Below are 23,103 nucleotides of genomic sequence, written 5' to 3' on the forward strand. Positions count from 1 at the left end.
GCATCGGAAAGCGACACTTCGAGCGGGAGACGGAATGGCAGGATTATTTGGCTGGCGGTACTAACTGTCACTCAATGGGTATCCTCGAAGACAAGAGCCGGGCGCGGCTCTTCTACAAGTACCTCTCGAAGGTGTACGACACCGTCAACCCGTTCATCTGGAACGAGGAGATGCGCGACGAGGCGCTGGCGATGCTCGACATTCAGGAGGGCGACCGAGTGCTGGACGTCGGGTGTGGCACCGGGTTCGCCACCGAGGGCATCCTCGAACACACCCGGAACGTCCACGGACTCGACCAGAGCGTCCACCAACTGGAGAAGGCGTGGGCCAAACTCGGCAAGCACGACCCCGTGAGCTTCTACCGCGGGGACGCCGAGCGACTGCCGTTCGAGGACGACTCGTTCGACGTGGTGTGGTCGTCGGGGTCCATCGAGTACTGGCCCGACCCGGTCGCCACCCTCCGGGACATGCGCCGGGTGGTCAAGCCCGGCGGGAAGGTCCTCGTGGTCGGCCCGAACAACCCGAAGTCCTCGGTCATGCAGAAGGTCGCCAACGCCATCATGCTGTTCTACGACCGGGAGGAGGCCGACCGGATGTTCCGCGAGGCGGGGTACGTGGACATCGAACACCACGAGATGGGCCCCACGTACGACCCGGACATCGCCATCACGACGGTCGCACGCGCCCCGGAAGACGAGTAGACGAACGGGAAAAGTCCGCCTTTCTGACGTAGCGCAACCTCTACCGACCTCCCGGCGCGCGCTGGCGGACCTCGCTGTGTGAGGTCGCGCCAACCGCGCGAGGTCTTCAGGAGCGAAGCGAGTGCAGACTCGTCAGAGCGTGCCTCTGACCACGGACGAGGACCGCAGTGTAACGAGGACCGCAGGAGGGTGGAGAGGTTCGAGGCTATCGCGGTCCGGTGTGGTGCTGTGCGGTCGCGGTACGATTGGCTCGAGGAGTAGTTCTCCACGTCCAATAGACCAAACAGTAGTCCGTCTTCCGGGCCGAACAGCAGCTAGCTTCTCCGACTTCTTCACGGCGCGGCCCGGCCGAGATAGCCAGTCACGCAGTTCCGTCCACCTCCGCGATAACCGACTCGTCCACCGAAAGCGTCACCACGACCTCCGACCCCGGCGAAATCAGCGGGTCGTTGGTCTCTGCAAGCTCGAAACTCGCGGTTTCACCCGCCTCCCACCGCGAATCGGTCGCGGTGTTGAACGGCCCGGTCGGACCCGGGCGAAACCCCGTCGCCGAGAAGAACGGAACCGGCGGTTGGGCGTCGAGCGCGGTGACGTCGATGCGGATCCGGACCGACAGGTCGCGCACGTCGAACGTGTCGCCGCCGCGGTGGACGAGCGTGAGTCGGTTCGCGTCGGCGTCGAGACGCAGGTCGATGGCGGCGCGCGGCGACTCCGACGGCGGCGTCGTTCCGAACGCGACACTGCCGACGGTCCCCGCGAGCGCCACGGTGACGACGAGCAGGAGGACGATACCGAGAACTGGGGAGGTGGCGCGGTCCGGCACGGGAAGGGTTCGTCCCGGCTTCGGCCTTCAACCTTCGGCCGCGAGGGAGATCCGACCTGAAGACGCGTATATCGTCGGATAAGAAACATTACCCCGTCTCTAACACGGGGATAGGCGTCTCTAAAAAGGATAAAACGAGTCGAATTTGGTGCTACGACGATTCGACCGGCGTCGCCGTCACGTTGACCGTCGTGAAGTCGTAGGTCGCGCTCACGCGGAACTGGTCGGCCGGAGCGAGCGTCCAGAGGACGCCGTCCGAGTTCGTCCGGCCGACGTGGTCTCCGGCGACCGTAACGTCACCCTGGACCGGCGCGCCCGTCGCGTTCGTGAGTTTCACGCGGAGCGGTCCACCGGGGTACGTGCGGTTGACCGTGACCGTGACGTTCTCCGAGGTGTTGCTCACCGACGGTCCCGTCGGGAGCGGCGTTTCACCGGTCAACTGTTTGTACTGCGACGTGCGATAGATTTTCTCGGTCCCCGTATCGACGTAGACCGTGAGGTTACCGTGCGAGTGGAAGTACATGAAGCGGAGGACGTTGAGCGACGGGTACTGTCGCTGTCGCCCCGAGATGATGTTCTCGCTCTCGGTCACCCACGAGAACTCGGGCACGATTATCTTCGACTCGGCCTCCTCGTAGGACATCTTGCCGCTTTCGCTCGGGTCCCGGTTGTCGGTCCGGTACACCTCGCGGATGTACTGTCCGTTCTTTATCGTCGCGAGGACGACGCCGGTATCGGCGGTCGCAGCGTAAACCCGAATCGACTGCGTGCGGCCCTGCAACGCCTTCCTGACCTCGTTGCGGACGGGGCCTTCGAGCGAAGCCATCTTGGTCTTCATCGACTTGTCGTCGAAGCCGAAGCTCGTCTCGCCCGCGTGGCGCTTCAGTGCGTCGATGGCGCGGTGAATCTGGGCGACTTCCGAGTGTATCTCGCCAAGCGTTCGAAGGAACTCGCGTTCGGATATCGTTCCGTTCGAGAACGCTCTCGCGGCCTGACGCTCCTGGGCTTTCAGGGAGATGATGCGGTTCTCGATGCGGTACCGGTACCGGTTCAAGACTTGCTTTCGTTTCTCGACGGACTCGGCGTCCTCGACCTGCTGATTGAGCGAAGTCGTGTCGAGTCGAGTTCGGAACTCGCCGCGGTCCATGGCGAGTGAGCTACCGAGCGCGAGCGACAGCGAGTCTATCGCCTCGCGGTCGGGTTCGATGCCGAGCGTCATTACGGCGGTCGTGTTCCCGTTCGCGTCGATTCGGAGGGTCCTGTTTTCGGCGGGCGAAGCACTCTCGGCTTCGGCGAGCGAGGGCGTACTCTCGACCGGTGTGGACGCGGTCGGGGCCGACGCCTGCATCGCGACTGCTCCGGGGGAGAGGGCGAGCAGTAATGCCAGCATAACGGGGATGAATCGCATTACATCACGTATTCGGACACCCATCATTAAAATATTCCTGGAAATATGAAACGAGGGACGAGCGACCGAGAACGGTCGAGACGTTTTACGGACCGCTCTCACGTTTTATCCCGCGATGGAAAGTATTTTCTTGTCGGCGCATTCACGCGATTGTATGCGGTCATCTGCCGCCCTCCTCGTCGTCCTCCTCGTTGTCAGCTCCGTCGCCGGAGTCGGGGCAGGCCACTCCGCCGACGACCGAGCGCCTGCCGCGCGCGCCGTCTCGGAGACCCCGTCAGTCCTCGGCGCGGCCAACGCGACGGCCTCGAACGCGACGGTCAGCGACGGCACCGAGATGTACGTCTCCCTCCGAGACGACGGAAGCGCTCGATGGACCGTCACGGCGCAGTTCGTTCTCCGTGACGAGAACGAAACCCGGGCGTTCCAGCGACTGGCAACGGACTACGAAGACGGCGACGCTAACGCCGGACTCAGCGAAGCGACGTTCGAGCGCGTGGTCGAGCGCGCGTCCGAGGACACAAACCGCCCGATGGAACTTCGGCGCGTCAACCGGTCGGCACGCACGTTCGACAACGCGAGCGTGGGCGTCCTCTCGCTTTCGTTCACGTGGACGAACTTCACGCAGGTCGACGGGAGTCGAATCGTCCTCGGCGACGTGTTCGGTACCGAGTCGGGAACGTGGCTTCCGACGCTAGCCGAGGACCAGTCGCTGGTCGTCGAAGCCCCGACGGGGTACGTCGTCTGGAACTCGCCGCAGGGCGTCGTCAACGGGACCATGCTGCGGTACGAAGGACCCCGGTCGCTGGAAGCCAGCGAACTGTCGGCGACGTACAAGCTCCGCGTCGAAGCGACTCCGACGACGAACCCGACCGGGTCCGACTTCCCCGACATTTCGAGTACGTGGGGACTCCTCGCCGTACTCCTCCTCTTCAGTGGCGGGTTCGGTGCGTACGCGCTGGCACAGCGCCGCGGCGCTGACCCGGACCCGGTCGGGGAGTCCGACGACGAAACCCACGGGTCGTCGCCCGCCGTCCCGACCACGGAGGACGCCGAGAACGATGCACCCCCGGAGACCGACGAGGACGACGAAGACGACGAACCCGCGACCGAACTGCTCAGCGACGAAGAGCGCGTCCTGCGCCTTCTCCGGGGCAACGACGGACGGATGAAGCAGGGTCAGATCGTCAAGGAGACCAACTGGTCGAACGCGAAGGTGTCCCAACTCCTCTCGAAGATGGACGAGAACGACGACGTGGACAAACTCCGCATCGGCCGGGAGAACCTCATCATACTCCCCGACGAGGACGTTACGGACGTGGAGTGACCGAACCGGAAACCCACAACCCGATGTCGCGCGTTTCGTAAACGTTTACCCCGAAGACGGCGATTCTTCGCGCATGAAGGTCCTGGTGACTGTGAAGGAGGTCGCCGAAGTCGCGGACGACTTCGAGATAGAGGGGACCGAGGTAGGCGAGCGCTACCTCGAGTACGACCTGAACGAGTGGGACGACTACGCCGTCGAGGAGGCCGTCCAGTTGAAGGAGGACGGCCCGGCCGAGGAGGTCGTGACCGTTACCATCGGTCCCGAGCGGTCCGAAGAGACCATCCGGATGGCGCTGGCCAAGGGGGCCGACCGCGCCGTCCGCGTCTGGGACGACGCGCTGGAGGAACCCGACCTGCTCGACGTGGAGACCAAGACGAACCTGCTCCAAGCGGTCGTCGAGGAGGAAGACCCCGACCTCGTACTGACCGGCGTGCAGGCGGGCGACGACGCCTTCGGTGCGACGGGCGTCTCGCTGGCCGACGAACTCGGCTTCCAGTGGGGCGCGGTCGTCAACGCGCTCGACTACGACCACGACGAGCAGGTCGCGCACGTCCATCGCGAACTCGAAGGCGGTGTCGAGGAACTCACCGACATCGACCTGCCCGCGGTCCTCACGATTCAGACCGGTATCAACGAACCGCGGTACGCCAGCCTCCGGGGCATCAGACAGGCCCAGAGCAAGGAGATCGCGCCCAAGAGCCTCGACGACATCGGTCTCGACGCCGAAGCCGTCGAGAGCGACCTGACACTGAGTTCGATGTACGAACCCGAGAGCGAGAGCGACGCCGAAATCTTCGAGGGTGACGCCAGCGAGACGGCCGGGAAAATCGCCGAAGTCCTCCGCGAGAAGGGGGTGGCAGAATGAGTGACATTCTGGCCGTCGCCGAACACCGCCGCGGCGACCTCCGCGACGTGAGCTACGAACTGGTCACCGCGGGCCGTCAACTCGCCGACGAGACCGGCGGCGACCTCCACGTCGCCGTCGTCGGCGGCGACACCGAGGCGTTCGCCGACGAACTCAACCGCGAGGGCGTCGATTACGTTCACACCGTCTCCGAGGGCGAGGAGTTCAACCACGACGTCTACGCCCAGGCCGTCGAGGCCCTGCACGCCGAACTCGACCCCGAAGTGCTGGTGATGCCCAACAGCGTCAACGGTCTCGACTACGCGCCCGCAGTCGCCAACCGACTCGACCTCTCGCTGGCGACCGACGCCGTGGACTTCGAGTACGACGGCGGTCTGACCGTGACCCGCGAGATGTACGGGTCGAAGGTCGAGACCACCGTCGAAGTCGGCGGCGACCAGTACGCCGTCACCATCCGCGGCGCGGAGTGGCCCACTGCCGAGGGCGTCGGCGACGCGGAGATTTCGGAGTTCGACGCGGACATCGACACCGACACCGGTTCGACCGTCACCGGCTTCGAAGAGGTCGGCGGCGGCGACGTCGACATCAGCGAGGCGGACTTCATCGTCTCCATCGGTCGGGGTATCGAGGAGGAGGACAACCTCCCGCTCATCGAGGACCTCGTGGAGGCGACCGACGCGACGCTCGCGTCCTCGCGGCCCATCGTGGACAACGGCTGGCTTCCCAAGAACCGGCAGGTCGGCCAGTCCGGCAAGGTCGTCACGCCCGACGTCTACCTCGCCATCGGTATCTCGGGCGCGGTCCAGCACGTCGCCGGGATGAAGGGTTCAGACACCATCATCGCCGTCAACACCGACCCGAACGCGCCCATCTTCGACATCGCCGACTACGGAATCGTCGGCGACCTGTTCGAGGTCGTTCCGGAACTCATCGAAGAGTTCCAGTAGAATCTGCGGTCTTTTTCGGTCGTTTGTCGCGAGTTCTGTACGTTCTCGGTACTCCTGTCGGTCGAACAGTTCGACCCGTGACCGGTTCCGTCGTAGAAACGACCGACCGTATCCATCCCTCCACGGAGACGGACGAGTGCGACCGAGAGATTTAGCGAGCAGCTAAAGCGCGTCGCTGACGGGGCTGCCGCGGTGAGCAACCACCTCGGTTAGGGGAGTCGTAGCCACTTTGGTATCGTCACGTACTTGTTTTGCCGGTCCTGATTCCCGGCCAATGGATTACCCCGAGTCCCGGAGGGCACTGGTCGAGGAGCGCCTCGAAGCCACCCTCGACCGAGTCGAACCCACGGAACTCGCCGAAGAGGTCCGTCACGTCGCGCTGTCCGGGGGCAAGCGCGTCCGGCCGACCGTCACGGTGTTGTCGTGCGAGGCCGCCGGAGGCGAAACCGAGGAGGCAGTGGACTTCGCGGTCGGCGTCGAACTCGTTCACGACGCGTCGCTGGTCGTCGACGACATCATCGACCAGTCGGACACCCGCCGCGGGAGCGCGAGCGCGTGGGCGGAGTTCGGCTACTCGCCTGCCATCGTCGCCAGTGACGGTCTCATCGGGGAGGCTTTCGAACTCTTCTCACCGGACCCCCGGGCGATGGAAGCCGTCGCCGACGCGATGGTCGAACTCGGCGAGGGCGAAGCGACCGAACTCGTCGCCCGACCCACGAATCGGACGGAGTACATGGAACTGGCTCGCCGGAAGACCGGGGCGCTGTTCCGGGCCGCGGCCGAGTTGGGCGCAATCGCGGCCGACGCCGACCCCGCGACCGTGGAGGCGTTCGGCGAGTACGCCGAGAAGGTCGGCGTCGCGTTCCAGATTCGGGACGACGTGCTCGACGCCACGGCCGACGCCGACGAACTCGGCAAGCCCACGGGCCACGACGCAGAGATGGGTCGGCCGTCCATCGTCCGCGTGACCGACCTGGACGCCGACGAGGCGGACGCGCTCGCTCACGAGAAGTCCGACGCCGCGCTGGCCGCGCTCGACCGGGCGGCCACGCCCGACCTCACGGCGACCGACTACCTCCGTGACCTCGCGGCGTTCGTCGTGACCCGCGAACACTGATTCTACCCGACGACCGCTCCTAACTCGGTTCGGCCCGCCGCGACTGGCGGGATTCGGCGATGGCGAACGCGAGCGTACTCGTCAGTCCGAGCAGGGTCCCGGCCGTCAGCATCACTGCGAGGTAGGTCAGTGGAACCTCGTCGAGGAAGAACGCGCTCACCGCGTGCAGCACGACGGCGATGGCGAGGACGTAGAACGGCGCGTTCAGGTAGCGCCACCGGAAGCGGTCGGCCAGATACTCGTCGGTGATCTGGCCGAGACTCGTCGTGATTCCCGCGGCGGTGAACCACGTCACCGCCCCGTTGACGAGCGCCGCCAACACCTTGAGGGGACCCATGGCACCGTTCGTCGTCGTCTCGACTGCCTCCAGGGTTTCGACGCCGCGGACCCCGCCGACGACCAGCAGGGCGGCCGCGACGACGTACGTGATGAGCGTGACTCGACCCGCGTAGAGGCTGTTTCTGGCCTTCTCGGCCGCCCGGTCGAGGAGTCGCTCGACGCCCAATCCCCGCCCGAGGACGTAGAGACCGAGCAGGCCCGAGGTGACGCCGAAGACGGCCGCGCCGGGGAGTCCGAGCAGGTCGGAGACGATGGACAGTGGGTAGATGAGCAGGAGGATACCCAACGGGACGAGGATGGTCCCGCGAGTCTCGGGGTCGTCCAGCACCTGCTTGATGGTGTAGTACATCGATTCGAGGTCTTGGGCCTGCCGGACGACGACCCGGCGCACGCCGTCGATGGGTACCCGCGAGCGGATGACCGGAATCACGCTCTCGTCCTGCGCGCCGTCGGTGACGATGACCGCCTGGACTTCCTCGCGGGTCGAGAGACTGGCGAGAACCTCGTCCACCTCGTCGCCGACGGCCCGATTCGCGGCGATGTCGCCGCCGTCGGTGCCCGTGACGACGGCGACTTCCACGGTCTCGTCTTCGATTCGGTCCGCGAGGTGGACGCCCTCGAACATGACGTTCACGTCGCTGTCCTCGGGGTCAGCGGTCGCTAACGCTACCGCGGCGGCTTCGACGTTGTCGCGGCCGACGACGGGGGTGTCGAAGTCGGTCTTGCGACCGAGGTCGTCGTCGAGGTCCACGCAGAGGACCAACAGCATTACCCGGGGCTATGCGTCCGGGGTTTAACTCTTTTCGGGGATGATTCCGAGGATAGTTCGGCGACGAGAAGATTCGGCGACGAGACGAGCAGTCGGTTGGCGGCAGTTCCCTCCGATTACCTCCCGCATAGTAACGCCGTCCCGGAACCGCAGAGTTCACGATGGACGGACTGCCGACGCGACGCCACCTCCTTCGACTGGCCGGGATCGCATCTGTCCTCGGACTCGCGGGCTGTACCGGGAGCACCGACGACACCGAACAGGAGACGACCAGTACCGAAGCGGGCGGGACAGAAGCCGACCCGGGCACGACGGGCGGGATGGATACCGAGACCGACGACACCGAACCGGACGCGTCCGAAACGACGCGGGCCGCGTCCGAACCGCGCGAAGTCGAGTTCGCCACCCGTGCGGGCACGGCAGTTCGGGGAACCCTCCTCGGCGACGGGTCGTGTGGCGTCGTGTTCGCGCACGGCGTCGGCTTCGACCGGGCCGACTGGCGGCCCCAGTCCGAGAGACTGGCCGCCGACGGGCGGGTCGCGCTCGGTATCGACCTGAATCTGGACGACCGGAGCACGACGCCGGAGTACGTCCTCGCGGCGGTTCGGTACCTCCGCGAGCAGGTCGGCGTGGACGACGTGGTACTGGTCGGTGCGAGCGCGGGGGCGAACGCCGTCGTCCGTGCTAACGCCGCTGCGACCGACGAGACCATCGACGGGACGATGGGGATTTCGGCAGGACGCGCCGCCGAGGCGGCGACGGAGGTACAGGGTCGCTCGCTGTTCGTCGTGAGCGAGGGCGACAGCGACCGCTTCGTGCAGACGACCGAAGAGATGGCCGAGAACGCTCCGGAGCCGACGGCGCTCGAAGTCCTCCCCGGCGAGGCACACGGCCAGGACGTCTTCGAGACGGACCAGGGCGACGAACTCGTGGGACTGATTCGTGAGTTCGTCCGAACGGTCTGCGAGGAGTGACGACGGGCCGTCGGACCACCGTCTGTTTCGCACGCTTTTTGAGTCTCGACGCTTAAAAGGCTTCTAACGAATGATATCGAAGGGATGCGAACAGTGCGCCAAAGGGGGGAAGATGGTGCTCTTCGTCTACGGGTACTGTGACCAGCGGGACTGTTTCTACTGCCCCCTCGGCGAGAACCGCAAGAACGTCACCGACGTGTACGCCAACGAGCGGAAGGTCGAGTCCGACGAGGACGTCATCACCGAGGCCAAGCGCATGGACGCACTGGGAACCTCCATCACGGGCGGTGAACCCCAGGAGGCGATGAGCAAGACCTGTCGGTACCTCTCGCTGCTGAAAGACGAGTTCGGCGAGGACCACCACACCCACCTCTACACCGGCATCACGGGCGGGCGAGAGAACATGCGCCGTCTCTCCGAGGCCGGACTGGACGAAATCCGGTTCCACCCGCCGCTGGACCTCTGGGGCGACATGCACGGCACCGAGTGGGAGGAGATTCTGTACGTCGCCCGCGAGGAGGGCCTGACGCCCGCGTTCGAGATTCCCGGCATCCGCGCCGAACCCGAGTTCCTCGAATTCTTGGACGAGGGCGCGGCCGAGTTCTGCAACATCAACGAGTTCGAGATGAGCGACGGCAACTTCCGCCGGATGAAGGAGGAGGGCTACGAACTGCAGGACGGCCACATGAGCGCGGTCGAGGGGTCGAAGGAAATCCTCGACGAGATGGGCGACCACGAGCGCGTCTACTTCTGCACCTCCGTCTTCAAGGACGCCGCCCAGCACCGCAACCGGTTGAAGCGCATGGCCGAGAACATCCGCCGGGAGTTCGACGACGTGACCGACGACGGCACGCTGGTCTACGGCAAGACGTGGACCGACGAACAGCGGATGCAGGAGTTGGGCGTCCCCGAGGACTTCTACACGGTCAAGTCCGACCACGTCGAAGTCGCGTGGTGGCTCCTCGAAGAGATGATAGAGGCGGGCGACGTGGAGCGCGGAGAGATCGTCGAGCAGTACCCGACCGTGGACGGGCAGGTCGTAGAGCGGACGCCGCTGGCGTAGATTCGGGACGAGCCAATCCTACATCTATTTCTGAACGAGATATTTCCACTTTTGAGCATCGTTTTCGATTCTCGGCCGCTCCCGCTTGCTGGCGGCACGGCGTCGGGAAGAGTTCGAGCCACGGCGATTGAGGCGCCACTACACTCGGAACTCGTTCCGCTGACCGATGGAAATTAGAGGACGGCCGCCGCGAACGTCGAGTATGGACAGCCAGCGACGCGAGGAAATCCGCCGAGAGGTCACGGAGCGCGCCGAAGAGGTCCTTTCGGGCGTCGAGTCCCGCTGGGAGAACGTATCCCGACTCGACCCGCTGACCGTCGAACCCCTCTCGCATCAAGACGACGCCTACCCGCACAGCGCAGCGGCGTTCTTCGACCGGTTCTACCCCTACGCCGCCGGTGCTGCGGTCACGGATGACGACGGTCAGCTCCTCTGCGTGTACAGTCCGGTCCGCGAGGAGTGGGAGACGCCCGGCGGTGCCGGCGACCCCGGCGAGCGACCCACGGAGACCGCCCGGCGGGAGACGCTCGAGGAGACCGGCGTCGAGTGCGAACTCACGGGCGTCCTCCACACTCGACTGATGGAGATCGACCTCGGGGAGCCCGAACTCCTGCCGGTCCCGATCGCGGAGTTCACCGGCCGCGTCGTCGGCGGGGCGGAACTGACCGGGGACGATATCGAGGACCACGGCGAGATTTCGGACCTCGACTGGTTCGGTCCCGAGGAGCTACCGACCGAGATACGGGAGTACGACCAGAAGCGCACACACCTCCGGTCGCTGGACTGACGGGGCAAGAACGACGACGAAACCGCAGGGAAGAGACCGATGAAACGTCGAACTGAACCGCAGAGGGCGAGCAGGAACCGCGGGCGAAACGGCCACAGGCAGAGCGTCCGCAGGCAAAACGTCCACAGACGGAGCGGTCGCGCGAAACGAGCGCGAGCTTACACGCCCGTAGAGTAGCGCAGAATCCCGGCGACCCCGCCGAACGCAGACTGCAACTGCTCGCCCTTCTCGAAGTCGGTGGAGATGAACTTGGTCTCGGTGCCGCGCTGTTCGGCGATGTTCATCAGGAACTCGATGGCGTCCTCGCGCTCCTGCATTTCGGCCTCGGAACCGTCCTCGCAGGTGTGGTCGGGCGTGTCCTGTCGCTGGTCGATGAACTCGAACTCCTCCTTGTCGCCGCACTCGTAGACCACCACGTCTTTGCGGAGGTCTTCGGAGAGCAGGAGGCGGTCGACCGACCCCATCACGAGGTTCTGACGGGTGGGCTCGAAACCGTAGGTGGCCTTGTTGCCGTCGTGGAGTTGCTCGAAGAACTCCTCCATCTCCTTCTTGTCCTTCATCACCTCGGCGTCGGCCAGCGCGTCCTCGGCGTTGTCCACGAGGTCGTAGAGACCGGACTCGTCGGTGTAGGCCACGTCGAACTTGCCGAGGACGTGCTGTTGGATCTCGTGGTGGAGGTAGTCGCCGTCCAGGAACTCGTCTTTGGTCGGCGAGGGACCGCCGACGAGGACGCCGTCCAGATCCTCGCGTTTGGGGACGAACAGGTCGTTGGCCATCTCGGCGACTTCCTGATAGAAGTTGTCGATGGCTTCGAGTCGGAGGCGGGCGAAACGCTGGGCGGACTGACCACCTTTGCGCTGCTTGCCCGGCACCAGCGAGGAGGCGGACTTGACGGGTTCGACGCGCTTGCCCTTCAACCAGCCGACGTTGGCCTCGCGGCGGTCGAGGACGATGAGACCGTACAGTCCCTTGTCGGACAGCATGTGCTCCAGCGGTTCGGTCAGGAACGCCGAGTCACAGTGGTAGCGGAACGACTGGATGGGTTCGGGCGGGTCTTCCAGCACCTTCGTCACCATCTCGGTCCGGCCGCCGCCGCTGTCGATCGCGCCGCTGAAGAGGACGATGCCGTTGTCCGGTGGGTAGGTGTCGTAGTAGCGCAGACGGTCCTTGATCGACGTGAGCGCGTCCTGCACGTTCGTCCGGGTCTGCTTGGATTTGATGTTGCTCGCTTCGCTGTGCTCTTGGGTGACGTGGGCCACTACGTCGCTTATCTGCTTGTCCGGCGGTATGTAGATAGTAACGAGTTGGGTCCCGGACCCTTCGTAGTCCCGCAGGTCCTCGATGACCTTCTGGAACTCGTACTTCTTCCGGTCGGACCGCTCGCCTTCCTGCTCGCTCATTACTTCGTTCTAGACCCTCCAGAGGGTAAGTAACCTTTGACCTCACGGCCGTCGGGCCGAGCGGGGACCGAACTGCCGGCGTCATACACGCGGCAGACGATACCCGCAGTTACCCCGCGAACCGTCCGGGATATGTCGCCGCTGACGGACTAAATTTATATGCGTGTCACGGTTCGGTTGGGACAACGAGTATCATGTCCGACACGGTATACGCGATAGCGAGCGGCAAAGGAGGTGTCGGGAAGACGACGACCGCCGTCAATCTCGGTGCGATGCTGGCCGACCGGGACCACTCGGTGGTCGTCGTGGACACCGACCTCGGGATGGCCAACCTCGCGGACTTCCTCGACTTCGAGATAGAGACGCCCACCCTCCACGAGGTACTGGCGGGCGAGGCGGAGTTCGAGAACGCCATCTACCGAGCGCCGGGTGACATCGACGTACTGCCGAGCGCCACCGACATCGAGGCGTTCGTCAAGTCCGACCCCGCGAACCTACAGGCGGTCGTCGAGGACCTCCGCGAAGAGTACGATTACGTCCTGCTCGACACGGGCGCTGGCGTCAGTTACGACACCCTCGTCCCGCTGGCGCTCGCGGACGGCGTCCTGCTCGTCGCCACGCCCGACGTGGCCTCGGTCCGGGACACCGCCAAGACCGGCGAACTCGCCGAGCGCGTCGAGAGCGAGGTCACGGGCGCGGTCCTGACACAGCGCAGCAGCGACATCCTCAACGCCGACGACGTAGAGGAGACCCTGGGCACCGACGTACTCGCGGTCGTCCCGCAGGACGAGGCGGTCCCGATGGGCATCGACGCCGGGCGACCGCTCGCCGCGTTCGCGCCGAACGCACCCGCTGGACAGGCCTACCGCGAACTCGCCGCAGTGCTGACCGGCGACGCCGACCCCGACCCCGAACTCGAAGCGACCGACGCCGAGGACCCCCAAGCGGATGACACGAGGCCGTCCGAGTCCGAGGTGGCCGACGCGGGAGCAGTCGAGGACGAGGTAACCGACACAGCGGTTGGCGGGTCCGAAATCGCCGACGCCGAGGCGGACGAGTCTGAAACGTCCGACGCCCCGGCGTCGGACGCCGAAGCCACGGACGACCCGTTCAGCGCCGACGCGGCCCGGAACGTCCGGGACGCAATCGGCGGCGAGTCCGACGGCGAGACCAGCACCCTGTTCGGCGAGGAGAGTGCCGAGTCGGCCGAGACTGCCAGCGAGTCCCCCGAGACCACCGACGAGTCGTCTGAAACCGCCAGCGAGGCCCGAAGCGTGGACGACCTCATCAACGAGCACATCAGCGACGAACGTCTCGGCGAAACCGGAACGTCCGAAGACGAGGACGCCGACCCGCTCGCTCAGATGGGCGGGGACCTCTCGGCGGACGATTCGGCCGACGACCCCCTCGCGGGCGAGGAGGGGGACTCCCTCGAAACGGCGTCGCCCGACGAAACCGGCGAGGAAGCCGAAGCGTCCGACGAGTCGGAGTGGGGCGAAACGAACGACGACGGCGAGAACAGCGGCGTGAGCGGCGTCCCGTTCGAGGACGACGAAAGCTCGCTCGCCACCGACCGAGAGCGCGGCGACTCCGCGACCGACGCATCTCACAGCGAACGCGAGACTGGCCCCCACGGCGAACAGGAGACCGACCCCCTGGGCGAACGCGAACCCGCCGAATCAGCGGTGGGCGACCGCGGTGCCGGCGACTCCTCCGAGAGGGACCGCGAGTCCGACGGTTCCGCGTCCGAATCTGACAGTTTCGAGGACGACGAATCCGATGAGAACGGTGGCGTTCTGGGCCGTCTCGGGGCACTGTTCAAGTGAAGTCGCCAAAGTTCTAAGGGGTTCACCGCCGAATCTATCGGCATGGCAGACGAGAGTTCGGTTTCGCTGTGGTGGGTACTGCTGTTCGTCTTGCTGACGCTCGCCGTCGCCGCGGGCGCAATTCTGTTCGTCGGGGGAGACCTCGTCGTTCCGCCGGGGTTCGCGCTTCCGGTCTGACTACATCGACCGGGGCGCGGCGACGCCCAGCACTTGCAGGGCGTTGCTGACTGCGTGTTTCGACGCCGCGACAAGCGCGAGGCGAGCGTCTCGCAGGTCGTCGTCCACGTCGTCGGCCAGAACCGGACACTCCCGGTAGAACGTATTGAACGCCTCGGCGATTTCGCGGGTGTAGGTGGCGACGACGTGCGGTTGGAGGTCCTCGGCGGCCTCCTCGATGACGGCGGGGAAGCGCGCGACGACCTCCAGCAGTTCGCGCTCGGCCTCGGTCTGTAGCAGGGAGGCGTCGAACTCCTCGGCGACTCCCGCCGAACCGACGGGGGAAATTCCGGCCTCTTCGAGAATCCCGCAGCACCGCGCGTGGACGTACTGGACGTAGGGCGCGCTCTGGGCCTCGAAGTCGAGCGCGCGGTCCCACTCGAAGGTGATGGCCTTCGTCGGTTGCTTGGCCACGATGTCGTACCGGACCGCGCCGATACCGACCTGCTCGGCGATACGTTCTACGTCCTCGTCGGTCAGGTCGTCGTCGCGGATGCGGTCGTCGAGTCGGGTCTCGACCTCCTCGCGGGCGCGGTCGATGGCCTCGTCCAGCAGGTCGTCTAGGTTGATTCCCGTGCCCGCGCGAGTCGACATCTTCCCCTCGGGGAGGTTGACGTAGGAGTAGATGACCTGCCGAAGGCGGTCGGTGTCGTTGCCCAGCAGTTCGAGCGTGGCGTTCATCTGGTCGGCCTGCAACTTGTGGTCCTCGCCGAGGACCGTCACGGCGCGGTCGTAGTTGTCGAACTTCCACTCGTGGTGGGCGAGGTCGCGGGTCGCGTAGAGGGTCGTACCGTCCGAGCGCAGGAACACGAAGTTCTTGTCGATGCCGAACTCCTCCAGGTCGAGTTGCCACGCCTCCTCCTCGTAGACGGCCTCGTCCAGTTCCTTCAGGCGGGCGACCACCTCGTCGGCCGACCCGTCGCGGAGGAACCGGGTCTCCTTGACGAACTCGTCGAACTCGGCGGGCAGGCGGTCGAGCGTCTCGCGCATCCCGCCGAGGACGGTATCGACCACTTCCTGCACGCGCTCGTAGGTCTCCTCGTCGCCCGCTTCGAGACCCTGCATGATGGTCTGAATCTCGTCTTCGGCCGCCTCCACGTCTTCCGGGTCGCCCTCCTCCAAGAATTCGTTGCCCTTGCGGTAGTAGCGTACGAGGTCGTAGTCGGCCTTGTCGCGCTCGGGTTCGGCGTCAAGGTCGTCCTCGTCGAAGGTCTCGTAGGCCCACGTGAAGACCGCCATCTGGCGGCCAGCGTCGTTGACGTAGTAGTGGCGGTCCACGTCGTGGCCCGCGAACGAGAGAACCCGCGCCACCGCGTCGCCGACGATGGGGTTGCGCGCCCGCCCGACGTGGACCGGCCCGGTCGGGTTCGCAGAGGTGTGTTCGACCACGACTCGCTCGCCGGTCGGTTCGAGGTGGCCGAAGTCCTCGCGCTGGGCCTCCTCCACGGTGCCCTCGTAGTAGGCGTCGCTCGGCACGAAGTTGACGTACGGACCCTGGGCCGAGGCGGCCTCTACGAGTTCGTACTCGCTGGGGTCGATTTCGTCGGCGACCTGCCCGGCGACCTGCGGCGGGGGTGCGCCGACCTCGCCCGCGAGGCGGAACGCCGCGCTGGAGGCCAGTACGGCGTTCACGCCCTCGGGTGGGTCCTCGACGCCGAGGTCGTCGGTCGGGAGTTCGAGCGCTTCGAGTGCGGAGGTTAGGGCGTCCTCCACGTCGTCCCGGAACTGGAGATACATGTTACTCGTTGGTTTTCGACCGGCGGGTAAATGGGTTTCTGAACCGTGTTAATCGGTACGGGTTGGTCGCGTCGCCGGCTTCTCCGACTGCGACGACCACGTCGTCCGATAGCGAAGGAAAAGGCGGTCGTCTTCGTCAGTCCGCGTCCGACCCGAAGACGCGCGGCATCGTGACCGTCGTGTGTTCGGACAGGCCGTACGCGGCGGCGACGAGTGCGACGACGCCCACTGCGACAAGCGGAAGCGGCGACACGCCGTACCCACTCGCGAGGAACAGTCCGGTCGCGACGGTACCACAGAGGACGGCGTACGGAATCTGGGTGTTCACGTGGTCGACGTGGTCCGCCCCGGCGAACATCGACGACAGCACCGTCGTGTCACTGATGGGCGAACAGTGGTCGCCGAACAGCGACCCGGTGAGGATAGCGCCGATCGCTCCCGCAAGCGGTGCCCCGAGGTTGAACGCGAGGGGTACGGCCACGGGGAACATGATGCCCATCGTCCCCCACGAGGTGCCGATGCTGAACGAGATGATAGCGGCCGCGAGGAACACGACCGCGGGGAGGAGTTCGGCAGTGATGACGCCCTGCGCGATGGAGACGACGTAGGGACCGACGCCGAGCGCCTCGCTGACCGAACCGATGGTCCACGCCAGCGAGAGGATGGCGACCGGGAACATCACCATCTTGAACCCCTCGAAGATGGAGTCGCTGATGTCCTCTAACTCCACCCGCGCGTGTCCGACGAGGATGGCGAGTAGCAGGGCGCAGGCCGAGAAGACGCCCCAGAGGATGGCGTCGGCGGTCGCGGCGTCCTTCAGCGCCTCGACCGGAGCAACGCCCGGCCACCCGCCGGAGGTGAGGAGTCCGAGACCCGTGACGGCCACGAGGACGACTATCGGGGCCGCGAAGTACCACCACCGCGAGTCGACGTGGTCGGGGGTGACGATGTCTTCCTCGCGGGTCTCCAGCAGCGGGTCCGCGTCGTCGCGGAGGACCTTCCCCGTCTCCTGGGCCCGTTTCTCCGCGCGCTTCATCGGGCCGAAGCTCCATCCGGTAGTGACGACGATGAAGACGAGTGCGACCGCGAGGAGACTGTAGAACCGGAACGGAATACTCTGGAGGAATACCACGAATGCGCTCTGGTCGATGCCGAGCGCATCGAACTGCTCCCTGATGAGTCCGACCTCGAACCCGACCCACGTCGAGACGACGGCGATGCTGACGACGGGCGACGTGGTGGAGTCGAGCAGGTACGCGAGTTTCTCCCGACTGATGTCGAACTGGTCGGTAATCGGCCGCATCACCGACCCGGTTATCATCGTGCTCGCGTAGGAGTCGACGAAGATGAGCATCCCGAGGATACTCGTTCCGAGTTCGGCCTGACGTCGCGTCCGAATGCGAGAGATGATGCGCTTTGCGAGGGCGTTCATTCCCCCCGAGAGGAATATCATCCCGAGCATCGCTCCGGAGAGGAACGTGAACAGCAGGAGTTTGCTGTTGAACGACGCGGTGATGTTGTCGATGACCAACTGGAGGGAGTGTGCCGCCCCGGTGACCGGATTCCAACCCACCAAGATGGTCGCACCTATCCAGATGCCTGCGAACAGCGAGAGTAACACCTGTCTGCTCACGAGCGTCAGCACGATTGCGAACAGTGCTGGCAGCAGACTGATGATACCGTACGTTTCGGAAGCCATTACGCGATGGCAATTCCTCAGCAGGGGGGTTAAACCTTGTTCAATTTTATCCGCTTATGGTGTTGCTATTGTCGGGTAATCCCACATATTATAGGAGATGATTCTAATTCAGGCCGTCTTTCGGGACGGGTGAAGCGAGACGCGTCCCCGACGGTGGTCGGGCACAATCTATACTCCGAAGCGGGTCGTTGCGTTCGGTATGAAAGCGATGGTCATCACCGACTTCGGGGGGACAGAAGTCTTCGAACAGCGCGACGTAGAGAAGCCGACGCCGGGAGCGTCCGAACTTCTCGTCCGCGTTCACGCGTCGTCGATCAATCCCGTCGATACCAAGATTCGACAGGCCGGGTCGTGGGCGGGTATCTCTCCGCCGACGGTCATCGGGTACGACGTTTCGGGCGTCGTGGAAGCCGTCGGCGAGGAAGTCACGGACTTCGCCGAAGGCGACGAGGTGTTCTACACGCCCGAAATCTTCGGCGAGGAGGGGAGCTACGCCGAGTATCACACTGCCGACGAGTCGATAGTCGCCCGGAAGCCCGAGAACCTCTCGCACACCGAGGCCGCGGCACTCCCGCTCGCGGCCGCAACCGCTTGGGAGGCCATCGTCACCCGTGGGGAGGTCGAGGCCGGTGAAACGGTGCTGGTTCACGGCGCTGGCGGCGTCGGCGCACACGCCGTCCAGATAGCATCCGCGAGCGGCGCGCAGGTCGTCGCAACGGCGAGCCCCGAGACGGTCGAACAGACCGAAGACATCGGTGCAACGCGTGCCATCGACTACGAGTCCGAGGAGTTCGCGGACGTAATCGAGTCGGAGTTCGACGAGCCGGTGGATCTCGTCTTCGACACCGTCGGCGGAGAGACGCTGGCGGAGAGTACCGGCGTCGTGAAACCTCACGGTCGGATGGTCACGATTCTGGAACCCGAGGGCGAGTGGGGGTCGGCCTACCAGAAGAATCTGGACGTTCACATGCTGTTTCTCGAACGCGACCGCCGACCGCTCGACGCGCTCCGGCGGTTGGCCGAGCGCGGCCAACTCGAACCCGTCATCGACTCCGTGCTACCGCTGGAGGAGGTCGCAAAAGCGCACGAGATGGTCGAGTCGGGCGGACTCACGGGGAAGGTGGTGTTGGACATCTCCGGCGAGTAGTGGGTGTTGAATCCCTCCGGCAGACGACGAAGTAGAGCTATCTCTCCGCACTACCGCTCGCGGGGACTCCGAGCGTTGGCCCAGTGAGCGACGTGCCCAGAGGAAAGAACGTTTTACCCTTGGACGCTATCTGTCCTCCAATGAGTGAATCGGACGGTCCCAAACAGGTAGACAGCCCAGACTACCACAGCGAGAACCACACCGCCGCCCAAACCTGTGGGTGGACGGCTAATGCTCTCAGAGGCGAGGGTCGCTGTTATAAATACGCGTTCTACGGCATCGAATCGCACAGGTGCATCCAGATGACGCCCGTGGTGAAGTGCAACGAGCGGTGCGTCTTCTGCTGGCGGGACCACGCGGGCCACGCGTACGAACTGGGAGACGTGGAGTGGGACGACCCAGAGGCGGTCGTGGACGCCAGCATCGAACTCCAGCAGAAGCTTCTGTCCGGGTTCGGCGGGAACGACGACGTGCCCCGCGAGCGCTTCGAGGAGTCGATGGAGCCCCGTCACGTCGCCATCAGTCTCGACGGCGAACCCACGCTCTATCCCTATCTGCCCGAACTCATCGAGGCGTTCCACGACCGCGACATCACCACGTTCCTCGTCTCCAACGGTACCCGGCCCGACGTGCTTCGGGAGTGTAACCCGACGCAACTCTACGTCAGCGTGGACGCCGCCGAGCGCCACACCTTCGACGAGGTGGTGAAGGCGATGGAGGACGACGCCTGGGAGAAGTTGGTCGAGACGATGGACGTGCTGGCCGCAAAAGACGAGACTCGGACCGTCCTCCGGACGACCCTCGTCGGCGGGGAGAACGTCCACCATCCCGACTGGTACGCCGGGTTCTACCGGCGTGCCGACCCCGACTTCGTGGAACTCAAGTCATACATGCACGTCGGCGAGTCCCGCGACCGAGTGGCCCGAGAGTCGATGCTGGACCACGAGGACGTAGTGGAGTTCGCGGAGAAGATTCAGGCGCACATGCCCGACCACGAGCACCTGAAGGAAGTACCGGTCTCGCGGGTCGCGCTCCTGTCGAAGACCGACGATACGTGGGTGCCGAAGTTGAAGAAGGGGAGCGAGTTCTGGAATCGGGACCCCGTGACCGGAGACTGACTCTCAGATTCGCTCCAGTTCCTCTTCGGTCTCTTCGCTCTCGACGTTCCCCGTGTTCTTCGTCTCGGTCGGTTCGAACAACAGCACCTCGACCTCGCCGTCGTCGGCGACCGGTCGGTGTTCGACGCCCGCCGGGACGACCAGCAACTCGCCCTCCTCCAGCGTCACGTCCTCGTCGTCGCGGAACTCGACGCGGAGTCGCCCGCTCCGGACCAAAAAGAGTTCGTCGGCGTCGTCGTGGTGGTGCCAGACGAACTCGCCGTCGAGTTTGGCGAGTTTGACCGCCTGCCCGTTCAGTTCGGCCGCGAGGCGCGGCGACCAGTGTTCGTCGAACGAGCCGAACGCCGCGTCGAGAGTTACTTTCTCCATGTGTTTTCCGTAGTGCGCGACGGGGATAGGACTGTGGCCGCGAATCGAGGGAAAAGAATAGGTGTCGGCGACTCCCACTTCGATATCCCCGACCGACCCACCCTGTCGCTCCTTCGCATACCGTTCCATTTCTGAGAACCGTACCGCATCCGTTATGCTTAAACCCAGAGCGGCCGGAGTGTCACGTATGTCAGCGACACGGCCGCGCGCAGTCGGATACGACGAACTCGCGGCGCTCAAGCTTCTCGCACTCGACGGTGGGTTGGAGGGCGAGGTCAAGGTCTCGTGTTCAGGTCTCGCCGAGCGACTCGACGCCTCCAACCAGACGGCTTCGCGGCGACTCCAGGGGTTGGACGACGCCGGTCTCGTGGAGCGCGAGATGGTCAGCGACGGGCAGTGGATTTCCATCACGGAGGACGGCGAGTGGTCGCTCAAGCGCGAGTACGAAGACTACCGGCGTATCTTCGAGACCCCTGCGGGCGTGGACCTCACGGGGACGGTCACCAGCGGAATGGGCGAGGGTCGCCACTACATCTCCCTGCCGGGCTACATGGAGCAGTTCGAGGAGCGATTGGGATACGAGCCGTTTCTCGGCACGCTGAACGTCGAACTCACCGACGAGAGCATCCGCGCCCGGTCGGCGATGGAGGCGCTGGACCCCGTTCCGATCGACGGCTGGGAGGACGACGAACGAACCTACGGTCCGGCGGTCTGCTATCCCGCCGTGGTCGAAACGCAGGACGGCGACGTATACGAGAAGGCCCACACCATCGCGCCCGAGCGCACCCACCACGACGAGGACCAGTTGGAGGTCATCGCTCCCGAAAAACTCAGGGAGACGCTCGAACTCGAAGACGGCGACCACGTGACCGTCCACGTCGAGGAGCGAGCATGAGTCAGGCCGCCGCGGGCGTCGAGGCCGCCATCGAAGCGTTCCGCGAGGGGACGCCGGTCCTCGTCCACGACGCCGCCGACCGCGAGGGCGAGACCGACCTCGTCTACCCCGCGGGCGCGGTCACTCCGGAGGACGTGGCGCGGATGCGCAACGACGCCGGAGGACTCGTCTGCGTCGCGCTCGCCGACGAGGTGGCCGACGCGTTCGGACTGCCCTTCCTGGAGGAGGCGCTGGACCACCCTGCGAGCGCCGACCACGAACTCGGCTACGACGAACGCTCGTCGTTCTCGCTCCCGGTGAATCACCGCGATACGTACACCGGTATCACCGACGAGGACCGAGCGACGACGATTACCGAACTCGCCCGAGCGGCGGCGAGTCCGGAGAACGTGAACTTCTCCGAGGAGTTCCGCGCGCCGGGCCACGTCCACCTGCTCCGGGCCGCTCCGGACCTGCTGGCCGACCGCGAGGGACACACCGAACTCGGAATCGTACTGGCCGCGGCCGCAGGTCGGGAACCAGCGGTCGTCGTCTGCGAGATGCTCGACGGCGAGACCGGCGGTGCGCTCTCGCCCGAAGACGCGAAGGCCTACGCCGAGCGCCACGGACTCGCGTACGTGGAAGGCTCGGCGATTATCGACCGACTCGGGTAGGGACGAAGAAAGCTCGGCGGACGTGGGAGGTGGTCGTCGGTCAGGAGTCGTCTTCCGTCCCGGCCACCATCCCGGCCACGTTGCCGACGTTCATCGCTATCGCCAGCACGACGGCGATGACGAAGACGATGAACGACGAGATGGCGTTCATCTTCGGGGCGGTTCCGTACTTTATCATCGAGAACATCGAGGTGGTCAGCACGTCCATCGTTCCCTTCACGAAGTAGACCCGGATGAAGTCCTCGAACGACCGAATCCACGCGAACAGGAAGCCGGCGCCGATGGCCGGTGCCACGATAGGGAGCGTGACGTCCCGGAACACGGTCAGCGGGTCGGCCCCGAGGTCACGGGCCGCCTCCTCCAGCGACTCGTCGAACGTGTAGAGTCTCGACGTGACCATCAACAGCACGAACGGGAACCCGTAGACGCTATGGGTCAGTACCACCGTCAGGAACCCGGGAGTTATCCCGAGCAGGGTCCGGAAGTAGATGAGCAGCGCGATGCCCATCACTACGCCCGGAATCACCATCGGCAGGATGCCGAACGTCCGGTAGAGTTCCTTGAAGGGGAAGTCGTACCGGGCCAGCGCGAAACTCGCCAGCACGCCGAACACCGTGGCGAGACACGCCGACAGCGTGGCTATCTGGATGCTGTTCCAGAGCGCGGACATCAGGGTCCCGTCCGCGAACGTCGCGGTGTAGTGAGCCAGCGTGAGCCCCTCGAACGGGAAGAACGTGCTGGCGTTCACCGCGAACGAGAGGAACATCATCACGAGCAGCGGAATCCAGAGGAACACCAGCAGCGCGCCCGCGACGAACCAGAGACCGCGGTTCAACAGCCACTCCGTGCGCTCGTGGCCCAGTAGACTCGACGGACGAGTGGTCTCCCGGGCGTCCTCGGTCGAGGTGCCGGTTTCGGTCGCCATC

Annotated in this window: 22 protein-coding genes; 14 read left to right on the forward strand and 8 right to left on the reverse strand. The window is 65.2% G+C overall.

Translation table 11 applies throughout. The annotated features are described in order from the left end of the window. The first annotated feature begins 74 nt into the window (after positions 1-74). The gene (locus E2484_RS18215; protein WP_137286606.1) at positions 75-701 is read left to right on the forward strand and encodes a methyltransferase domain-containing protein; all 627 of its coding nucleotides are present in this window, start codon (positions 75-77) and stop codon (positions 699-701) included. Positions 702-1,062: 361 nt separating this feature from the next. On the opposite strand, the gene E2484_RS18220 is transcribed toward E2484_RS18215, so the two are convergent. Together E2484_RS18220 and E2484_RS18225 are read right to left on the reverse strand one after the other, a co-directional pair. Beyond that, positions 1,063-1,524, reverse strand: a complete 462-nt coding sequence (locus E2484_RS18220) for a type IV pilin domain-containing protein (protein ID WP_137286607.1) — start codon at positions 1,522-1,524, stop codon at positions 1,063-1,065. Between the two features lie 151 nt (positions 1,525-1,675). Beyond that, complete coding sequence (locus tag E2484_RS18225; protein WP_137286608.1) at positions 1,676-2,932, reverse strand: DUF7096 domain-containing protein; 1,257 nt, start codon at positions 2,930-2,932, stop codon at positions 1,676-1,678. A gap of 154 nt (positions 2,933-3,086) precedes the next feature. On the opposite strand from E2484_RS18225, the gene E2484_RS18230 reads away from it, so the two are divergent. From E2484_RS18230 to E2484_RS18245, 4 genes are all read left to right on the forward strand, one after another. Then, positions 3,087-4,256, forward strand: coding sequence for a helix-turn-helix transcriptional regulator (locus E2484_RS18230; RefSeq protein ID WP_137286609.1), 1,170 nt, complete (start codon positions 3,087-3,089; stop codon positions 4,254-4,256). 73 nt (positions 4,257-4,329) lie between these two features. Then, positions 4,330-5,121 carry an electron transfer flavoprotein subunit beta/FixA family protein gene (locus tag E2484_RS18235; RefSeq protein ID WP_137286610.1) on the forward strand — a complete coding sequence of 264 codons (792 nt, stop codon included), beginning with the start codon at positions 4,330-4,332 and terminating at the stop codon, positions 5,119-5,121. Beyond that, entirely contained in the window at positions 5,118-6,068 is a 951-nt protein-coding gene (locus E2484_RS18240) for an electron transfer flavoprotein subunit alpha/FixB family protein (protein WP_137286611.1), read from the forward strand. Before E2484_RS18235 ends, E2484_RS18240 begins: the two co-directional genes overlap by 4 nt. 274 nt (positions 6,069-6,342) lie before the next feature. Beyond that, complete coding sequence (locus tag E2484_RS18245; protein ID WP_137286612.1) at positions 6,343-7,185, forward strand: polyprenyl synthetase family protein; 843 nt, start codon at positions 6,343-6,345, stop codon at positions 7,183-7,185. A 19-nt stretch (positions 7,186-7,204) separates the two neighbouring features. On the opposite strand, the gene E2484_RS18250 is transcribed toward E2484_RS18245, so the two are convergent. Next, complete coding sequence (locus E2484_RS18250; protein WP_137286613.1) at positions 7,205-8,293, reverse strand: DUF373 family protein; 1,089 nt, start codon at positions 8,291-8,293, stop codon at positions 7,205-7,207. Positions 8,294-8,454: 161 nt separating this feature from the next. Here E2484_RS18250 and E2484_RS18255 point away from each other — a divergent pair, with 161 nt between their 5' ends. The 3 genes from E2484_RS18255 to E2484_RS18265 all read left to right on the forward strand — a co-directional run bounded on the left by E2484_RS18255 (position 8,455) and on the right by E2484_RS18265 (position 11,117). Then, entirely contained in the window at positions 8,455-9,267 is an 813-nt protein-coding gene (locus tag E2484_RS18255) for a lipase family protein (RefSeq protein ID WP_137286614.1), read from the forward strand. 70 nt (positions 9,268-9,337) lie between these two features. Next, positions 9,338-10,330 carry a radical SAM protein gene (locus tag E2484_RS18260; RefSeq protein WP_137286615.1) on the forward strand — a complete coding sequence of 331 codons (993 nt, stop codon included), beginning with the start codon at positions 9,338-9,340 and terminating at the stop codon, positions 10,328-10,330. Between the two features lie 202 nt (positions 10,331-10,532). Further along, positions 10,533-11,117, forward strand: coding sequence for an NUDIX hydrolase (locus E2484_RS18265; protein ID WP_170977409.1), 585 nt, complete (start codon positions 10,533-10,535; stop codon positions 11,115-11,117). Between the two features lie 158 nt (positions 11,118-11,275). On the opposite strand, the gene prf1 is transcribed toward E2484_RS18265, so the two are convergent. Beyond that, positions 11,276-12,517 (reverse strand): peptide chain release factor aRF-1, encoded by a 1,242-nt coding sequence (gene prf1 / locus E2484_RS18270; RefSeq protein ID WP_137286617.1) that lies wholly within the window; start codon positions 12,515-12,517, stop codon positions 11,276-11,278. 194 nt (positions 12,518-12,711) lie between these two features. Between prf1 and minD the strand changes: the two genes are divergently transcribed. After that, a complete protein-coding gene (minD, locus tag E2484_RS18275) occupies positions 12,712-14,343 on the forward strand; it encodes a cell division ATPase MinD (protein WP_137286618.1) in 1,632 nt (543 codons plus the stop codon). Positions 14,344-14,385: 42 nt separating this feature from the next. Further along, entirely contained in the window at positions 14,386-14,520 is a 135-nt protein-coding gene (locus E2484_RS25750) for a hypothetical protein (protein ID WP_321112717.1), read from the forward strand. Here E2484_RS25750 and argS read toward each other — a convergent pair whose 3' ends face one another. Continuing rightward, positions 14,521-16,296 carry an arginine--tRNA ligase gene (gene argS / locus E2484_RS18280; RefSeq protein WP_137286619.1) on the reverse strand — a complete coding sequence of 592 codons (1,776 nt, stop codon included), beginning with the start codon at positions 16,294-16,296 and terminating at the stop codon, positions 14,521-14,523. Between the two features lie 136 nt (positions 16,297-16,432). Next, positions 16,433-17,995 (reverse strand): Na+/H+ antiporter NhaC family protein, encoded by a 1,563-nt coding sequence (locus E2484_RS18285; RefSeq protein ID WP_137286620.1) that lies wholly within the window; start codon positions 17,993-17,995, stop codon positions 16,433-16,435. Positions 17,996-18,194: 199 nt separating this feature from the next. On the opposite strand from E2484_RS18285, the gene E2484_RS18290 reads away from it, so the two are divergent. Then, positions 18,195-19,142 (forward strand): zinc-binding dehydrogenase, encoded by a 948-nt coding sequence (locus E2484_RS18290; RefSeq protein ID WP_137286621.1) that lies wholly within the window; start codon positions 18,195-18,197, stop codon positions 19,140-19,142. Positions 19,143-19,282: 140 nt separating this feature from the next. Then, positions 19,283-20,260, forward strand: coding sequence for a 4-demethylwyosine synthase TYW1 (gene twy1 / locus E2484_RS18295; protein ID WP_137286622.1), 978 nt, complete (start codon positions 19,283-19,285; stop codon positions 20,258-20,260). A gap of 3 nt (positions 20,261-20,263) precedes the next feature. Here the strand turns inward: twy1 and E2484_RS18300 are convergent, their stop codons facing one another. Beyond that, positions 20,264-20,629 (reverse strand): cupin domain-containing protein, encoded by a 366-nt coding sequence (locus tag E2484_RS18300; protein ID WP_137286623.1) that lies wholly within the window; start codon positions 20,627-20,629, stop codon positions 20,264-20,266. Positions 20,630-20,816: 187 nt separating this feature from the next. On the opposite strand from E2484_RS18300, the gene E2484_RS18305 reads away from it, so the two are divergent. Both E2484_RS18305 and ribB read left to right on the forward strand, forming a co-directional pair. After that, the gene (locus E2484_RS18305) at positions 20,817-21,524 is read left to right on the forward strand and encodes a DUF120 domain-containing protein (protein ID WP_137286624.1); all 708 of its coding nucleotides are present in this window, start codon (positions 20,817-20,819) and stop codon (positions 21,522-21,524) included. Beyond that, positions 21,521-22,177, forward strand: a complete 657-nt coding sequence (ribB, locus tag E2484_RS18310; protein WP_137286625.1) for a 3,4-dihydroxy-2-butanone-4-phosphate synthase — start codon at positions 21,521-21,523, stop codon at positions 22,175-22,177. The genes E2484_RS18305 and ribB overlap by 4 nt, the downstream gene beginning before the upstream one ends. Before the next feature lie 40 nt (positions 22,178-22,217). Here ribB and E2484_RS18315 read toward each other — a convergent pair whose 3' ends face one another. Further along, complete coding sequence (locus tag E2484_RS18315; RefSeq protein WP_137286626.1) at positions 22,218-23,102, reverse strand: ABC transporter permease; 885 nt, start codon at positions 23,100-23,102, stop codon at positions 22,218-22,220. Position 23,103 lies beyond the last annotated feature (1 nt).

It is taken from the genome of Halorussus salinisoli (assembly GCA_005239435.1).
GTDB lineage: Archaea > Halobacteriota > Halobacteria > Halobacteriales > Haladaptataceae > Halorussus > Halorussus salinisoli.

Bases quoted from the DNA above. Each gene is read 5' to 3' on its own strand.
- E2484_RS18215 (WP_137286606.1), top strand. From the start codon at position 75: ATGGGTATCCTCGAAGACAAGAGCCGGGCGCGGCTCTTCTACAAGTAC.
- E2484_RS18225 (WP_137286608.1), bottom strand. From the start codon at position 2,932: ATGCGATTCATCCCCGTTATGCTGGCATTACTGCTCGCCCTCTCCCCC.
- E2484_RS18230 (WP_137286609.1), top strand. From the start codon at position 3,087: ATGCGGTCATCTGCCGCCCTCCTCGTCGTCCTCCTCGTTGTCAGCTCC.
- E2484_RS18235 (WP_137286610.1), top strand. From the start codon at position 4,330: ATGAAGGTCCTGGTGACTGTGAAGGAGGTCGCCGAAGTCGCGGACGAC.
- E2484_RS18240 (WP_137286611.1), top strand. From the start codon at position 5,118: ATGAGTGACATTCTGGCCGTCGCCGAACACCGCCGCGGCGACCTCCGC.
- E2484_RS18245 (WP_137286612.1), top strand. From the start codon at position 6,343: ATGGATTACCCCGAGTCCCGGAGGGCACTGGTCGAGGAGCGCCTCGAA.
- E2484_RS18250 (WP_137286613.1), bottom strand. From the start codon at position 8,293: ATGCTGTTGGTCCTCTGCGTGGACCTCGACGACGACCTCGGTCGCAAG.
- E2484_RS18255 (WP_137286614.1), top strand. From the start codon at position 8,455: ATGGACGGACTGCCGACGCGACGCCACCTCCTTCGACTGGCCGGGATC.
- E2484_RS18260 (WP_137286615.1), top strand. From the start codon at position 9,338: ATGATATCGAAGGGATGCGAACAGTGCGCCAAAGGGGGGAAGATGGTG.
- E2484_RS18265 (WP_170977409.1), top strand. From the start codon at position 10,533: ATGGACAGCCAGCGACGCGAGGAAATCCGCCGAGAGGTCACGGAGCGC.
- prf1 (WP_137286617.1), bottom strand. From the start codon at position 12,517: ATGAGCGAGCAGGAAGGCGAGCGGTCCGACCGGAAGAAGTACGAGTTC.
- minD (WP_137286618.1), top strand. From the start codon at position 12,712: ATGTCCGACACGGTATACGCGATAGCGAGCGGCAAAGGAGGTGTCGGG.
- E2484_RS25750 (WP_321112717.1), top strand. From the start codon at position 14,386: ATGGCAGACGAGAGTTCGGTTTCGCTGTGGTGGGTACTGCTGTTCGTC.
- argS (WP_137286619.1), bottom strand. From the start codon at position 16,296: ATGTATCTCCAGTTCCGGGACGACGTGGAGGACGCCCTAACCTCCGCA.
- E2484_RS18285 (WP_137286620.1), bottom strand. From the start codon at position 17,995: ATGGCTTCCGAAACGTACGGTATCATCAGTCTGCTGCCAGCACTGTTC.
- E2484_RS18290 (WP_137286621.1), top strand. From the start codon at position 18,195: ATGAAAGCGATGGTCATCACCGACTTCGGGGGGACAGAAGTCTTCGAA.
- twy1 (WP_137286622.1), top strand. From the start codon at position 19,283: ATGAGTGAATCGGACGGTCCCAAACAGGTAGACAGCCCAGACTACCAC.
- E2484_RS18300 (WP_137286623.1), bottom strand. From the start codon at position 20,629: ATGGAGAAAGTAACTCTCGACGCGGCGTTCGGCTCGTTCGACGAACAC.
- E2484_RS18305 (WP_137286624.1), top strand. From the start codon at position 20,817: ATGTCAGCGACACGGCCGCGCGCAGTCGGATACGACGAACTCGCGGCG.
- ribB (WP_137286625.1), top strand. From the start codon at position 21,521: ATGAGTCAGGCCGCCGCGGGCGTCGAGGCCGCCATCGAAGCGTTCCGC.
- E2484_RS18315 (WP_137286626.1), bottom strand. From the start codon at position 23,102: ATGGCGACCGAAACCGGCACCTCGACCGAGGACGCCCGGGAGACCACT.